Below are 14,785 nucleotides of genomic sequence, written 5' to 3' on the forward strand. Positions count from 1 at the left end.
GAATATCAGCCGCCGTTTTTCTGGCTGTCGAGGAATTTCTTCAGGTCCTGTGGATTCTGATAGCCAGGGATCATGCTGCCATTCTCAAGCAGAATAGCCGGGGTGCCCTGGATACCGTAAAGAATGCCCAATTTGTACTGCTGGCCGATATCGATTTTGCCGTCAATCGGCGATACAGCTTCACCTTTCATCGCGGCATCAAAGGCTTTGCGCGGTTCAGCGGCAGACCAGATAGATTTCATCTCTTTCGCCACATTGCCGTTCATCCCTTCACGCGGGAAAGCCAGATAACGCACGGTAATCCCCAGCGCATTATAGTCAGCCATTTCCTGATGCAGCTTGCGGCAATAGCCGCAGGTAATGTCGGTAAACACCGTCACCACGTACTGCTGTTTTGGCGCTTTATACACGATCATCTCTTTGCTCAACGCTTCAACTTTCTTTTCCAGCAGTTGATTGGTGACGTTGACCGGCTGACCGCCGCTGACATCATAGAGAGGCCCCTGTACGAAATGTTTGCCATCGTCGGTGACGTACAGCACACCGCTTTCGCTCAGCACGGTTTTAAACCCTGGCAGAGGCGAAGGCTGAATCTCGGTCTGCTGTAAGCCCAGCTTACTCAGAGACTGTTTAATCGCTGCATCATCAGCATGGGCCAGTCCGCTGGCCAGCGCGATGAGTCCCGAAAGTAACAGGAAATGTTTCTTCATTTTTATGTCCTTATAGCCTGACTAAGCGGGCTGTATGTTTTTGTCGATCAGGCACGCGGATGATGCTGCTGATGGAGCTGGCGCAGCCGTTCTGTCGCTACGTGCGTGTAAATCTGGGTGGTTGATAAATCGCTATGACCCAACAACATCTGTACGACACGTAAATCCGCGCCGTGGTTCAGCAAATGGGTGGCAAAAGCATGACGCAGCACGTGCGGTGACAGTTTTGCGCTGTCGATGCCTGCTAGTGTGGCGTAATGTTTGATGCGATGCCAGAAAGTTTGCCGGGTCATTTGTTGCGCGCGGTTACTGGGAAATAGCACATCGAGCGACTGACCATTGAGCAACCAGGGGCGACCGTATTCGATAAACTGTTCGATCCAGTGGACCGCCTCTTCGCCCATCGGCACCAAACGCTCTTTGTTCCCTTTACCAATAACGCGCACCACGCCCTGGCGCAGGCTGATATCGCTGAGCGTCAGCCCGACCAGCTCTGTCACACGTAATCCGGTGGCATAAAGGAGTTCCAGCATCGCCTTATCGCGCAGCTCAATCGGCTGGTCCAGACAGGGCGCCTGCAATAACCTTTCCACCTGTGCCTCAGAGAGATCCTTGGGCAGGCGCTGCGGCAGTTTTGGCGACGAGAGTAAGGCACTGGGATCGTCCTCACGCAGCTTTTCGCGGTAGAGATACTGGAACAGGCGGCGCATGGCACTGAGCAAGCGCGCAGAGCTGGTCGCTTTGTATCCGCCTTCCAGCCGTTCAGCCAGAAAACCCTGCAAGTTGATCGCATCCACCGTCAGCAGAGAAAGTTGCTGGTGCTGCAACCAGCCACAGAGCGATCGCAGGTCAAGACGGTAAGAAGCAACGGTGTTTTGCGCCAGATTACGCTCGATCCACAGCGCATCAAGAAATTGCTCAATCAGATCGTTATCCTGCACTTCAACCTCTCTAATCTGCGATTCTCATGACGCGGAGTGCGTTATATAAAATCACTTTACGCTTAAAAATCATAACCATGCAACATCACACTGCCGTACAAAGCCGCCCCATTATGCCTTATTCCTGCCCGATTCTGATATAATCGCGCCAGACTTTACGAAAAATGAGTTTCACTACCATGAATATCGGTCTGTTTTATGGATCCAGCACCTGTTACACCGAGATGGCGGCAGAGAAGATTCGTGACTTTATTGGTGACGATCTGGTGACGCTGCATAACCTGAAAGATGACTCTCCCACGCTGATGGAGCAGTATGATTTGCTGATCCTCGGTATTCCAACCTGGGATTTTGGCGAATTGCAGGAAGACTGGGAAGCCATCTGGACCGATCTGCCACAGCTCAATTTACAGGGAAAAGTGGTGGCACTCTATGGCATGGGTGACCAGGGGGAATACAGCGAATGGTTCCTCGATGCGTTAGGGATGCTGCATGAAGTGCTGGCTCCGTCCGGGGTACAGTTTGTCGGTTACTGGCCGCTGGAAGGCTATGAATTTACGAGCAAAAAACCACTGACTGCCGACGGCAAACAGTTTGTCGGCCTGGCGCTGGATGACATCAACCAGTTTGAGCAGACCGACGAACGTATTGCGCAATGGTGTGAACAGATCCTGACTGAGATGGCAGAACTGCTGTAATTCCGTCGCAAAAAATCAAAGGGCCGATCGAAAAAATGATCGGCCCCGACTGTCGGGGCGGAGTTTCTCTTTCGCTCCGCCCATGCCTTCAGAGGTTTATTTCCACAAACCGAAACGGCCTTCTTCCTCCTGCGCACTTTCAGTGCTCAACTCTGGCATTGCGGTCGCCGACAGACGATACCAGTCGATATTTCTCGTCAGCGCCATCACGGCTGCCAGTGCTGCCATCAGTACCCCCGTCCCCAGCAACAGCGCGCTGTCCTCCGATTGCAGTAACTGCCACAGCACCGCATCCAGCACCAGCAAACCCCCGACAAACATCAGACTGCGCCGCCATCCGCGTAGTACCGCCTGCAAATAGAAACCGTTGATCGCCGCACAGGTCAGGCTCGCCGTCAGCCAGGCAAGGTTAAACCCGATATGTTCGGACAGCGCCAGCAGCACCAGGAAGAACATCACCAGCGACAGCCCCACCAGCAAATACTGCATTGGGTGCACCCGCAACGCGGTCAGCGTTTCAAACAGGAAGAAAGCCATATAGGTCAGGCCAATCAGCAGAATGGCGTATTTCACCGCACGTTCAGTTTGCTGATATTGATCCACCGGGTTAACGACCATCGAACTGAAGGCCGGGAGCTTATCGCTGCTCACGGTAAAGTCATCACGCACTAGCGAATTGAGATTGTTAGCAAACCAACTGCTCTGCCAGCGTGCGGTGAAACCTTCAGGCGTAATCTGGTGTTGTTCAGGCAGGAAACTGCCGGTAAAACCCGGGTGCGGCCAGTTGCTCTTCAGATCAAAGGTGCTGTTTTTACCTAATGGCACCACTTCAAGCTGCTGTGTTCCCTGTAGTTTAAGCGTGAAGTTCAGCGCCAGGTTTTTCTCCTCTAACACGCTGTCCGGAAGCGCCACATGCAGGCCTTCACTGCTACCGGGAAGATCGCTGCCCGGCTGGAAATCCAGCTGTTGATCGCCAATATTCAGCGGTGTCACACTGCTGATCCCACGTGAGTCACCCACGCCCATCACCAGCCAGGGATTACCGAGGGTAATACCCGGCTTTTTAATATCGGCCAGTTGCTCGCTGTCGAAAGTGGCATTAATGGAGACGCCTGTACGCCAGACCTGCCCCTGATAAATACCCACCTTACGCTGTTCTACCTGCTGGTCACCCGCCACCCGCAGGTTTTTAGGCAGGTAATAACGCAGATGATTCTGCTGAACGGTGACTTCTTTACCATCGCGGGTTTCCGTAACGATTTCGCTCCATGGAATGGCGATCAACGGCCCGAAGAGACGCTGCGGACCACTGGTGCTCTGGCTGAGCTTATCGGCCACACTATCGCGCCATACGCTGCGCTCGGTAATCAATGAACTGAGCAGACTTAACGGTACCAGCAGCAGAAGCAGGCAGCCGATCAGCGTTAGCATTTTCCAGAATAAAGGGGTTTTCATCATGTTGGACTCTCCTGTGTCGATAACGCAGAAGATAGCCCCCCTGAATGGGGAGAAAATGAAGTTATGTGAAGGGACGGTGAAGTGGGCCGTTATTTTTTCACAGTGAGCTGAGCACAGACACCACCTTCCGGGCGTGACCTCAGGGTAATGTTGCCCTGATGCAAGCGGGCCACCTCCTGCACAAACGCCAGGCCCAGCCCGCTACTCTTCTCACCGTTACTGCGCGGCAGTGAATAGAAACGGTCGAAAATATGCGGCATCGCATAGTCCGGAATACCGCTACCGCTGTCCAGTACGCGGAATATCACCTCATCGGCCGACTGACTGATCTGAATCCTCACCTCGCCCTCCAGAGGCGTAAAGTCGAGTGCATTATCCAGCAGATTTCCCAGCGCCTGCTCCAGCAATAGCACATCGGCCCGCACAGACAGCCCGTCAACGTTGGCGGCGTCGAAGGTCAGATGTTTACCCTGAGCCTGTACCGCCCGGCTGTCACACAGTGAAGTAACCAGAGGCAGCAGGCTAACCGACTGGCGCTGGATTTCAGGGCGGTTTTCCAGCGTTGCCTGGCGAAGCAAATTGTCGATCAACCGCTGCATACGGATATTCTGTTGCAGGATATTGGCAGAGAAACGCTGAACCACCTCAGCCGGAGGGCATTCACGCAGGATTTCCGCCGCGCCGCGTATCGCCGCCAGCGGGCTTTTCAGTTCGTGGGTTAGCGCATGGGCATAATGCTCAATGTAACGCTTCCCTTCCAGCCGCAGACGCATACTCTCCAGCGCCTGCGCCAGCTTGCGTAACTCAGTGCTGTTCATCGCTGGCAGAGGTTGCGCATCGCCTTCTGTTACCGAGTCGGCATAACGTACCAGACGACCAACAGAGCGGTTAATCCACAGGACAAATCCCAGACCGATCAGCAAAGCAATGCCCAGCAGGGCTGCACCCGCCCAGAGAATACGGTGTTCACTGCGGCGGATCACCGGCACCATCGTACTGTTGGCTTTCCCCACGCTGATCACCCCAAGCAGCTTTGCGCCATCGCGCACCGGGGCCGCCACATACATCACCGAGCTGGCATCATCGTCAGGATTGCTGCGGGTACTGCGTGCACCGTACTCACCGCGCAGCGTCAGCAGAACATCATTCCAGCGCGAATAATCCTGCCCTGTCGCCACCCCGGAAGAGTCAAACAGCACAATCCCTTTCGCATCGGTGAGGTAAACACGATATTCATTGCGCCGCTTGGCGATGCCGCTGATATTGGCATGGACCGGGTAACCCCGCAGTTGCGAGAAAGCCTGCGCCAGCTGGCCCTGCTGCGGCTGACCGCTGAGGATATCTGCACGGGCGAACTGCGCCAACAATGTCGCGGTATCGACCAATGTACCTTCGGTGGCACGCCTTACCCCAGGTTTGATCTCCTTGAGGAAAATGCTCAGAACAAACCACGCGGCGACGGCAACAATAAGAAAATAGCCGAGCAGTAGACGCATTCCGATGCGCATCAGCCCGTCACCAGACTGTAACCCAGGCCACGATGGGTCATCAGCACCTGCTCGTGCGGGTTGATGTCGCGCAGTTTGGCACGCAGGGTTTTGATATGGGTGTCAACGGTACGATCAAGGCTCTCTTCCGCCTCTTTCCAGACCAGATTCATCAACTGCTGGCGTGAGAACACCCTGCCTGGCGAGAGCAGCAAGGTTTTCAACAACAGGTATTCATAACGCGTCAGTATCAGAGACTGATTGCACCATTGCACACGTGCAGCAGATTCATCGAGAGTGAACTGGCCAACGTTATAACGCGGAGACTGAGCAATGCGCTGCTGTTTTTGCAGTCGACGCAGCAGTGTGCGCACCCGCGCGCAGACTTCACGTGGGGAGAATGGCTTGGCAACATAATCGTCCGCGCCAATTTCCAGCCCCAGCAGGCGGTCAACTTCTTCGCTGCGGGCAGTAAGAAACAATACCGGCAGGTCAGGTTGCAATGCCAGCAATCGGCGGCACAGTTCAAAACCATTGATATCGGGCAGGCCAACGTCAAGGATCACCAGATCCGGTACCTGCAGCGGCAAGGCTTCCAGCAACGGCACACCGCGCGGGAACCAGCGGGTTTCGAACCCTTCCAGTTGCAGCATATATAACAATGTATCCGCAATGGCGGCTTCATCTTCTACCAGCCAGATGGTGGGGCTACTCATCCCGCGGTTCCTTTTCATTCAGCAGGTGTTGGCGCAGAAGCCGCCATTCGCTGCTGTCCATGCCATCGGCAAATAGCCATAACCGCTCGCGACGGCCTGCCGTGTTCTGTAATGTCAGCCGAATCGCCCGTTGCGTCAGCCACGGGCGGGAGGTCATGCGCCACTGGCACTGCGCCCAGACTATCACACGCCCCTTGTGCAGGGTGATCTCCCCCCGACAATGCCGGATACGATGTCGACTGCACTGGCACTCCAGAAGAACCAGCAGCAGTAACAGGATGCGTGGCAATGAGACGCTGTCCGGCCAGGGTGCCAGCAGCAGCGCCAGGATCAACGTGCCATGCAGTACCAGCGATAACGTTTGTGCGCGCCGGGAGGCCCGCAGATTACATCGCCACCGGACCACGTGCTCGGTTTCTGTCCTGAATTAATGCCACCATCCGTTGCAGCTCAGCATCAGCGGGTTCACCGTGATTCATCAGCCAGTTAAACAAATCGGGGTCATCACTCTCCAGCAGACGTACGAAGAGCTGTTTGTCTTCATCGGTCAGTGAATCAAACTCATACTGGAAAAACGGCATGATGGAGATATCGAGTTCGCGCATGCCACGACGGCATGCCCAGTGAATACGTGATTTATTTGAAATATCCATGTCACTCTGCGTCGGTTAACCAAACAGGGTGCACAGTGTACCGCTTTTTTGCGCTACTGTTGATTCAGCAATTATCACCCTGCGCGTCAGCCCGCAAAACAGTGGCATCAGTTACAGGGTTATCACGCGTTTTGTGCCGCATTTTCCGGAAACAGGTTGCAAAGCCGTGCTGCTCTTTTAACATGAGAAACAGATTTTCATCCCCTGCTTACTTTAGGACTGAATTATGCCGACGATTTCTTTCCCGCCGCGTCAACCCGCCGCATCAGCCCGCTTGCCGTTAACGCTGATCTCACTGGAAGCGTGGGCGCTGGTGAACGCAACAGGTGCCGATCGCATCAGCTATTTGCAGGGGCAAGTGACTCTGGATGTGGCCGCGCTGGGTGCCGAACAACATCGCCCTGCAGCACACTGTGATGCTAAAGGAAAGATGTGGAGCAACCTGCGCCTGTTTCATCGCGGTGAAGGCCTTGCCTTTATTGAGCGCCGCAGCTTGCGCGATAACCAGCTGGTGGAACTAAAAAAATATGCCGTCTTTGCCAAAGTCACGCTGGTAGCCGACGATGAATCGGTGCTGCTCGGTGTTGCCGGTTTTCAGGCCCGTGGCGCGCTAACGGATCTGTTCAGCGTGCTGCCTGATGCAGAGTCTCCGGTGGTTCAGGATGGGGAGAGCACGCTGTTATGGTTTGATCTGCCAGCCGAGCGCTTTCTGCTAGTCACCTCTCAGGCCAAAGCCGAAGAGGTGCGTAAAAAACTGGCTGATTCAGCACAGCTCAACGACAGCTCACAGTGGCTGGCGCTGGAAATTGAAGCCGGTTTCCCGGTGATTGATGCTGAGACCAGCGCACAGCTGATCCCACAGGCCACTAACCTGCAGGCACTGGATGCTATCAGCTTTAAGAAAGGCTGCTATACCGGGCAGGAAATGGTCGCCCGCGCAAAATTTCGTGGGGCCAATAAGCGTGCGCTCTACTGGCTGGCGGGCAAGGCGGGCATCGTGCCTGCAGCAAACGATGCGCTGGAAATGAAGATGGGTGAGAACTGGCGCCGTACCGGCACTATTCTGGCCGCGTGCCAGCTCGACAACGGTGACGTCTGGATTCAGGCCGTGATGAACAACGATCTGGACGCGGATACCGTACTACGTGTGCAAGGGGATGAGGGCGGCGAACTGGCGATCCAGCCGCTGCCCTATGAGATCACCGCCGGTTAATCAGCACGGGGTTACACCACATACAGGTAGATGGCCAGAAAGTGACACAACGATCCACCGAGAACGAAGCCATGCCAGATGGCATGGTTGTAGGGAATGCGCTTCGCCACATAGAAAATCACCCCAAGTGAGTAGATGATCCCGCCTGCAGCCAGTAACCACACGCTGCCCGCAGGCAGGGTCATTACCATCTGATACAGCACAATCACCGACAGCCAGCCCATCAACATGTAGGTGACCAGCGACAGTGCTTCAAATCGGTGGGCAAACACCAGCTTAAACAACACGCCAGTCAACGCCAGCCCCCAGATGACCACCATCAGCCAGTGCGCCAGCGGCGACTTCAATCCTACCAGTAGAAATGGCGTGTAGGTGCCAGCAATCAGCAGATAAATAGCCGAGTGGTCGAGTTTTTTGAGCCAGAATTTCGCCCGTTCACCCGGTATAGAATGATACAGGGTGGAGGCCAAAAACAGCAGAATGATACTGCAGCCATACAGGCTGTAGCTGATGATCGCCAGCGCACCAGCCCGGTTATCAATCGCCTGGTCCAGCATCAGGACCAGACCAATAACACCCAACAGGCAGCCGATGCCGTGGCTGATGCTATTCGCAATCTCTTCCGCCACTGAATACCCGCCCGTCAGTACTTTTTGCTTCACCATATCAACCCTTTTTCCGGTTCTTGCTACTCCGCCATCACTCGTTGTGCTGGCGGAAAAATCATCACCGCTAGCCTAACTGACAATAATTTCAGAGTACACATGTAAGCTAAAATATTGTGTGTAATCATGCAACGCACATTCTTTCGCGAAATACGCAAACGTTTCCCTTACAATACGGGCAAACTTTTTTCAGGGCATAAGTGAGACAGGTGATGTCAGACAGGGTAGCAGCCTTAGATTTCGGCGCGATGACAGAAGTCGTACAGTTTTTAATGGAGCTGGACAAACTAAAAGGCGTGGAGCGCCGTACCCGACTGCTCAGCAATGCACGTCAGGAAAACTCAGCGGAGCACAGCTGGCACCTGGCAATGGCGGCCATGAGTCTGGCCCCCTTCTCTCAGGCTACCATTGATGTTCAGCACGCCACGCAGTTGGCGCTTTTACATGATGTGGTTGAGATCGATGCAGGTGACGTCCTCGTGTACGACATCGCCGCGCGTGATGCCATTCAGGAACAGGAAGTGGCTGCCGCCGGACGTATTTTTGGGTTACTGCCCACCGAGTTGAGCCAACGTTTCCGCGCGCTGTGGGATGAATATGAAGCCGGAGAAACTGCAGAGGCGCGTTTTGCAAATATGCTCGACCGCGCCCTGCCCATCATGCTTAACCTGCACAATCAGGGCCAGAGCTGGAAAGAGAATGGTATCCGCCTGGAGCAGGTGGAAGCACGTAACGTCAAGCTGGCGGAGCAGTGGCCGGAGCTATGGGGCTATTTGAAGCAGCATCTGGACAATGCCCATGCGCAGGGCTGGTTGCTTTAGCCGCTTAGCGAGCGGCCGGGGGGGGCTGACGGGAAAGCAAGGTCGGCCCTAAAACAGTTATACTTGCACTGTCAGTTTCTGCGCCCTGCCCGGTACTGGTTTGTCGCGCCCATCGCGTGTAATTGCCGGGTCCCGGCACTTTTCTTCGCCGGATTTTTCGTCAGTGGGAAGGTCCTTTTACGCGCCACAATCACATTCAGACAGCCCAGCGCAGGCAAGTGGGTGCTGATCATCTTGCCTCCCTGTCGATTCCACGGCAGCACCTGAAAACTGATGCTCTGCATCACTTCGTAATTCAGCAGACTCAGCCAGTCCAGCAGTCTCATCTGAGTAAACATTCGACTGTTCCATGGGATCCGTCGGTGCAGACCCGGGATCAGTTTGCCTATCCCCAGAACGCTGAAGAGGTTGAAACCGCTGATAATCATCCAGCCGTCATCGATAAGCACCCTGTCAACCTCGCGTAGCACCCGGTGTGGGTCACTGCTCCACGCCAGCGTATGTGCCAGCAGACAGGCATCCACTGACTTGGACTCAAACGGTAGACTAAGAGGATCGGCCCTGACCTGAAGCGACTCACCGCTCAACCCTACATTCACCTGGTGTGAGATAGCACAGCTTTCAGTGTCGATTTCGGCACTCAGGTTACCGATTTTCAGCAAATGGAAGCCGTAAAGTTTGCTGAGACAGGGCCGCAGTTGGTGTGACAGAGCATCACGATAAAATTCACCGCAGGGTATCTGCGCCCAGGACTCTGGCACATGACGGATTTGGCGTGTTTTAGCAGGCTTCATGCTTTACCATCTTCTTTCCCTTGCGAGCATCCAGGAGCGATAATAATGAATCTTACCAGTATTCCAGCCCTGCAGGACAACTACATCTGGACCTTACATGATGATACAGGTCATTGCCTGATTGTTGACCCCGGCGAAGCGGCTCCGGTGTTACGCATGATTGAACAAAACCAGTGGCAGCCTGTGGCGATTTTGCTCACACATCATCATCATGATCATGTGGGTGGCGTGGCCGAACTGGTCTCTCATTACCCTGATTTAGCGGTGTATGGCCCAGAAGAAACGCGCGTTAAAGGGGCTAAAACTATCGTCAGTGAAGGTGATATCGTGTCGGTTTTGGGTCGAGATTTTACGATTTATGCCACGCCCGGCCACACTTTAGGACATATCTCATATTTCAGTTTCCCTTACCTTTTTTGCGGGGACACTCTTTTTTCAGGTGGATGCGGTAGGTTATTTGAAGGCACAGCAGAACAGATGTTCTATTCTTTTCAAAAACTTAATGAACTGCCTGATGAAACACTGGTTTGTTGCGCACATGAATATACGTTATCGAATTTAACCTTTGCACACGCTATTTATCCCCAAGAGACCGAAATAGCACGCTATTACCGAGAAATTAAGGAGTTACGCGCAAAAAATGCCATAACATTGCCTACAAAACTGGCATTGGAGCGAAAAATAAATGTTTTTTTACGCTCGCAAGACATTGAATTACAGAAACAAATAGGAATAGAAACAACTCCGCAACATGAATGGCAGGTATTTGCGGTTCTACGCGAGAAGAAAGACGCTTTTTAATATTTTTGGTTGTGTTGTCGGGATCGAGCACGTATTATTGCTCGTCTTTTAAGCGAACTATTGACACACACATGAAGGCTAAAGCGATATTACTCGCCTCAGTCTTGCTGGTCGGATGCCAGGCGTCAAGGCACGATGCTAACATCCCCGAACAGCATGCACAGAGTTTGTCTTCGGCAGGTCAAGGTGAAAATGGACAGTACTCAGATGAAATGTTGTCGCCGCGCTGGCAGGACGATGGAACGTCACTTGCGCAAGACAGAGATCTGTGGAATTTCATTAGCGACGAGCTGAAGATGAAGATTCCGGATAATTACCGGATACGCGAACAAAAACAGAAGTACCTGAGTAACAAGAGCTATCTCCACGATGTAACATTACGGGCAGAGCCGTATATGTACTGGATTGTCGAGCAGATTAAGCAACGTAAAATGCCGATGGAACTGGTACTACTACCCATAGTGGAGAGCGCTTTTGATCCCCATGCTACATCATCTGCGAATGCCGCTGGCATCTGGCAGATTGTGCCGCAGACGGGACGAAATTATGGTCTTAAACAGACCCAGTGGTATGACGGACGACGCGACATTGTCGCATCGACCAAAGTTGCTCTGGACATGATGCAGCGCCTTAACGGCATGTTTGACGGTGACTGGTTATTAACCATTGCCGCCTATAACAGCGGTGAAGGTCGTGTACTCAAAGCGATAAAAGCCAATAAGGCTAAAGGTCGACCAACAGATTTCTGGTCACTTGCGCTGCCACGAGAAACTACGGTCTATGTGCCTAAAATGCTGGCTTTAGGGCAGATCCTTAAAAACAGTAAGCGTTATGGCGTACGTCTGCCGGCACCTAATGAAGCACGCGCTCTGGCGCGAGTAGAAGTAGGCCAGCAGATTGAGCTGACACAGGCAGCCGAAATGGCTGGCATGTCATTGAGCAAGCTGAAGAGCTTTAATACCGGCTACAAACGCGGTACGACGGCACCAAATGGTCCTCATTACATTATGGTTCCGAAGTCCAACGTAGCTAAACTGCGTAACTCACTGGCAAGCGGTGACATCTCAGCGGTACAGCCAACTTCTCTTGCCAGGAACAGTGTTTCTCCTGCCTCTTACAAGGTGCGCAGCGGTGATACTCTTTCAGGCATTGCCAAGCGTCTCGGGGTTCCGGTGAAAGATCTGCAACGTGCCAATAATCTGCGCGGTGTCAGTATCAAACCCGGTCAGACATTGAGCCTGGGTAACAGCAGTACGCGACTGGCAGATAACGGCGACAGCATCACCTACCAGGTACGTAAGGGTGATTCTCTGGCCAGTATCGCAAAACGTCACGGCGTAAACATCAAGGATGTTGTTCGCTGGAATAGCGTCGCCAGTAATACGAAAAACATTCAGCCTGGCGATAAGTTAACGCTGTTTGTTAACAATAATGCGACGCCAGACAGTTAACTGTTAGCCACTGCGGATGAAAATCCACACAAAAAAGCCCGTCTATGACGGGCTTTTTTTATGGCCGAATGGCCTCGATAAAGATGATATCGGTACTGAAACTGCCATCAGGCTGCAAAGCATAGTAGCGCTGCACTTCGTCAGGTGCTGAATGCTGATAGGCCCGGATCGCCTTTACCATCACATCAGGTGTACGCATTCTCTCTATCCAGCTACTGAACTCCAGATCGAGACGATCCTGCGAGACAGCCTTTATCACCAGCCCACTCTCTGTCATTAATGCCAGCCACTCACCGGGGCTGTAATCCTGCACATGAGAGGTATCACGCAAGGCTTCCACCGTCTGTAACCAGATATTCAGTACCGGATTGTCCGGTGCACTGACATCCATAAATATCACTTTACCGCCGGGTTTCAATACCCGACGGACTTCACGCAATGCACTTCCGACATCGTGCCAGTGATGCGCTGAATACCGGCTGATCACCACATCAAACTCTGCATCCGCAAAAGGCAGGTTTTCCGCATAGCCCTGCCGGGTTGTCAGGTGATGGTAGCCGCGTTCGAGCGCTGTTGCTCGCACCACTGCCAGCATTTTCTCCGACAGATCGTACGCGACCACTTCTTTAACATGCTGGGCAGCAATGAAACTGGCATGCCCGGCTCCGCAGCCCATATCAAGGACCTTCGCCTCTGATGCGTCACACAGCCGTTCTGCCAATCGTACGAGGTCACGCCCCTCCGCATGGACTACGCTGGTCAGATAAGCGCCTGCCTGTTCACCGAACTGTTTATCGACGTTATCATGGTGCTTTGTTGCCATTCTGAATAGTGTCCTTGTTTATGCGTAATCCGTAGGGTGAGCATCAAACTCAACCAGCAGTGGATTGTGGTCGGATGCACGGGTAACCAGTACCGAAGCCTCTGCGACACTCATCCCGCGATAAAAAACAAAATCCAGGGGTCGACCAAACGCTTTGCGCCGATGATCGTCGGTGAAACGGACTTCACGTAGCCCCATTTCACGAGAAAAACGATATAGCGCATTGATCCGCTGACGGCTCCACGCATTAAAGTCACCCGCCATAATCACCGGGCCCTGGTGATGAAGAATCTGTTCGCCGATCGGTCCGAGCTGTTTACTGTAAACATCAATGCCCAGACTGAAGTTCACCGCATGGATATTAACGACCATTAGCATCTGACCACCGGGCAATGGATAAGCCGTGACCAGTGCCGATTTAGCCAGCCTTAGAAGCGGCTCACGCTCACGTAAAGGACAACAGTAGACAGGGTGAGCGGAGGCCAGAGTCATGACCCCTGACGGGTGCTGAGGCAGTACAAAAGCAGGCACCTGATCGGCAGCAAGATAATGAGTGGTGGCGAAACGCACCAGTTCTGGTGTCGTTTGCGCCTCCTGTAGAAGAACAAGGTGGGCATCTTTACCAAAATTTTGCAAAACCGAGAGCCAGTCTGCGCGCTGTTGCTTGAAAATATTCCACACCAGCACTTTCAGGCGGGCTTCTGTGGTGAGCGGCGCACCGGGCGGCAATGCCTGTCCGACATGCAGCATCGCCACGGGAGGAAAAATACGCTCCGCTGGCTGGCCTGCTACGTATCTCATGGCATAAGTCTTTTTTTGCACGTTACCGCCTGCACTTTTTACAGCTGAATGGGTTTACCATCTATCAGTTATAGGGACTTTGTTGCCTACTTTCAATCGGCGGGAGCCAATTCGCACGGGATTGTACGTAAGGAAATGAAAATAAAAAATACAAATACAAAAAAGCCCTGACTCTTATGAGTCAGGGCTTTCTGTTTAAGTGGCGGAACGGACGGGGCTCGAACCCGCGACCCCCTGCGTGACAGGCAGGTATTCTAACCAACTGAACTACCGCTCCACCGATTCTGTACTGACCCCAGACTACGTCTGAATTCAGGTGTTTCACCCTTACCTTGTCAGGGGTAAGGTCACAACCCGGTTACGGGTCTTAATTTGATGCCTGGCAGTTCCCTACTCTCGCATGGGGAGACCCCACACTACCATCGGCGCTACGGCGTTTCACTTCTGAGTTCGGCATGGGGTCAGGTGGGACCACCGCGCTAAAGCCGCCAGGCAAATTCTTTGTGCTCTGTCCTGTGTCTTTTGTGCTCTGACTGCGTTGCCTGCGCTCGTAAGCTCAGTCACATACTTATCTATGCTCCTTCCCTCACTTCACTGGCCGCCTTGTCACAGCGCAAAATCCTTCGGACTTAATTCCGGTAACAAGCTGAAAATCTCTTTTGCGTCTCTCGAACGCCACCAGAACGCTTCTGGCGTTGTAAGGTTAAGCCTCACGGGTCATTAGTACCGGTTAGCTCAACGCATCGCTGCGCT

Annotated in this window: 16 protein-coding genes, 1 tRNA gene and 1 rRNA gene; 5 read left to right on the forward strand and 13 right to left on the reverse strand. The window is 53.3% G+C overall.

The window, feature by feature from the left end; genetic code table 11:
* Window positions 1-5: 5 nt before the first annotated feature.
* Together dsbC and xerD are read right to left on the reverse strand one after the other, a co-directional pair.
* Window positions 6-710 carry a bifunctional protein-disulfide isomerase/oxidoreductase DsbC gene (gene dsbC / locus FVB43_RS01875; protein WP_167863301.1) on the reverse strand — a complete coding sequence of 235 codons (705 nt, stop codon included), beginning with the start codon at window positions 708-710 and terminating at the stop codon, window positions 6-8.
* Between the two features lie 47 nt (window positions 711-757).
* Window positions 758-1,651, reverse strand: a complete 894-nt coding sequence (xerD, locus tag FVB43_RS01880; RefSeq protein WP_133846117.1) for a site-specific tyrosine recombinase XerD — start codon at window positions 1,649-1,651, stop codon at window positions 758-760.
* A gap of 179 nt (window positions 1,652-1,830) precedes the next feature.
* Here xerD and fldB point away from each other — a divergent pair, with 179 nt between their 5' ends.
* Window positions 1,831-2,349 (forward strand): flavodoxin FldB, encoded by a 519-nt coding sequence (gene fldB / locus FVB43_RS01885; RefSeq protein WP_133846139.1) that lies wholly within the window; start codon window positions 1,831-1,833, stop codon window positions 2,347-2,349.
* A 96-nt stretch (window positions 2,350-2,445) separates the two neighbouring features.
* On the opposite strand, the gene creD is transcribed toward fldB, so the two are convergent.
* From creD to sdhE, 5 genes are all read right to left on the reverse strand, one after another.
* The gene (gene creD, locus FVB43_RS01890) at window positions 2,446-3,807 is read right to left on the reverse strand and encodes a cell envelope integrity protein CreD (RefSeq protein ID WP_133846118.1); all 1,362 of its coding nucleotides are present in this window, start codon (window positions 3,805-3,807) and stop codon (window positions 2,446-2,448) included.
* An 89-nt stretch (window positions 3,808-3,896) separates the two neighbouring features.
* On the reverse strand, window positions 3,897-5,315 hold the full coding sequence (creC, locus tag FVB43_RS01895; protein WP_167863302.1) for a two-component system sensor histidine kinase CreC: 1,419 nt from the start codon (window positions 5,313-5,315) through the stop codon (window positions 3,897-3,899).
* A complete protein-coding gene (creB, locus tag FVB43_RS01900; RefSeq protein ID WP_133846120.1) occupies window positions 5,315-6,010 on the reverse strand; it encodes a two-component system response regulator CreB in 696 nt (231 codons plus the stop codon). Before creB ends, creC begins: the two co-directional genes overlap by 1 nt.
* A complete protein-coding gene (locus tag FVB43_RS01905; RefSeq protein ID WP_159337897.1) occupies window positions 6,003-6,416 on the reverse strand; it encodes a protein YgfX in 414 nt (137 codons plus the stop codon). The genes creB and FVB43_RS01905 overlap by 8 nt, the downstream gene beginning before the upstream one ends.
* Window positions 6,397-6,663, reverse strand: coding sequence for an FAD assembly factor SdhE (sdhE, locus tag FVB43_RS01910; protein ID WP_133846122.1), 267 nt, complete (start codon window positions 6,661-6,663; stop codon window positions 6,397-6,399). The genes FVB43_RS01905 and sdhE overlap by 20 nt, the downstream gene beginning before the upstream one ends.
* A gap of 226 nt (window positions 6,664-6,889) precedes the next feature.
* Here sdhE and ygfZ point away from each other — a divergent pair, with 226 nt between their 5' ends.
* Window positions 6,890-7,876, forward strand: a complete 987-nt coding sequence (gene ygfZ / locus FVB43_RS01915; RefSeq protein WP_133846123.1) for a tRNA-modifying protein YgfZ — start codon at window positions 6,890-6,892, stop codon at window positions 7,874-7,876.
* An 11-nt stretch (window positions 7,877-7,887) separates the two neighbouring features.
* Here the strand turns inward: ygfZ and trhA are convergent, their stop codons facing one another.
* Window positions 7,888-8,541, reverse strand: coding sequence for a PAQR family membrane homeostasis protein TrhA (trhA, locus tag FVB43_RS01920; RefSeq protein ID WP_167863303.1), 654 nt, complete (start codon window positions 8,539-8,541; stop codon window positions 7,888-7,890).
* Between the two features lie 212 nt (window positions 8,542-8,753).
* Here trhA and FVB43_RS01925 point away from each other — a divergent pair, with 212 nt between their 5' ends.
* Window positions 8,754-9,362 carry an HD domain-containing protein gene (locus FVB43_RS01925; protein ID WP_133846125.1) on the forward strand — a complete coding sequence of 203 codons (609 nt, stop codon included), beginning with the start codon at window positions 8,754-8,756 and terminating at the stop codon, window positions 9,360-9,362.
* A gap of 71 nt (window positions 9,363-9,433) precedes the next feature.
* On the opposite strand, the gene FVB43_RS01930 is transcribed toward FVB43_RS01925, so the two are convergent.
* Entirely contained in the window at window positions 9,434-10,156 is a 723-nt protein-coding gene (locus FVB43_RS01930) for a class I SAM-dependent methyltransferase (protein ID WP_133846126.1), read from the reverse strand.
* 45 nt (window positions 10,157-10,201) lie between these two features.
* Here FVB43_RS01930 and gloB point away from each other — a divergent pair, with 45 nt between their 5' ends.
* Together gloB and mltD are read left to right on the forward strand one after the other, a co-directional pair.
* Window positions 10,202-10,957 carry a hydroxyacylglutathione hydrolase gene (gloB, locus tag FVB43_RS01935; RefSeq protein ID WP_159337894.1) on the forward strand — a complete coding sequence of 252 codons (756 nt, stop codon included), beginning with the start codon at window positions 10,202-10,204 and terminating at the stop codon, window positions 10,955-10,957.
* Between the two features lie 71 nt (window positions 10,958-11,028).
* Window positions 11,029-12,408: a murein transglycosylase D gene (mltD, locus tag FVB43_RS01940; RefSeq protein WP_133846128.1), complete on the forward strand. Its 1,380-nt coding sequence runs from the start codon at window positions 11,029-11,031 to the stop codon at window positions 12,406-12,408.
* A 58-nt stretch (window positions 12,409-12,466) separates the two neighbouring features.
* Here the strand turns inward: mltD and FVB43_RS01945 are convergent, their stop codons facing one another.
* From FVB43_RS01945 to rrf, 4 genes are all read right to left on the reverse strand, one after another.
* Window positions 12,467-13,231: a class I SAM-dependent methyltransferase gene (locus FVB43_RS01945; RefSeq protein WP_167863304.1), complete on the reverse strand. Its 765-nt coding sequence runs from the start codon at window positions 13,229-13,231 to the stop codon at window positions 12,467-12,469.
* An 18-nt stretch (window positions 13,232-13,249) separates the two neighbouring features.
* On the reverse strand, window positions 13,250-14,053 hold the full coding sequence (locus tag FVB43_RS01950) for an endonuclease/exonuclease/phosphatase family protein (RefSeq protein ID WP_133846130.1): 804 nt from the start codon (window positions 14,051-14,053) through the stop codon (window positions 13,250-13,252).
* Window positions 14,054-14,232: 179 nt separating this feature from the next.
* Window positions 14,233-14,309, reverse strand: a tRNA-Asp gene (locus FVB43_RS01955).
* Window positions 14,310-14,409: 100 nt separating this feature from the next.
* Window positions 14,410-14,525, reverse strand: a 5S ribosomal RNA gene (gene rrf / locus FVB43_RS01960).
* Window positions 14,526-14,785 lie beyond the last annotated feature (260 nt).

The sequence above is a fragment of the Erwinia rhapontici genome (assembly GCF_012271765.1).
Taxonomy (GTDB): domain Bacteria; phylum Pseudomonadota; class Gammaproteobacteria; order Enterobacterales; family Enterobacteriaceae; genus Erwinia; species Erwinia rhapontici.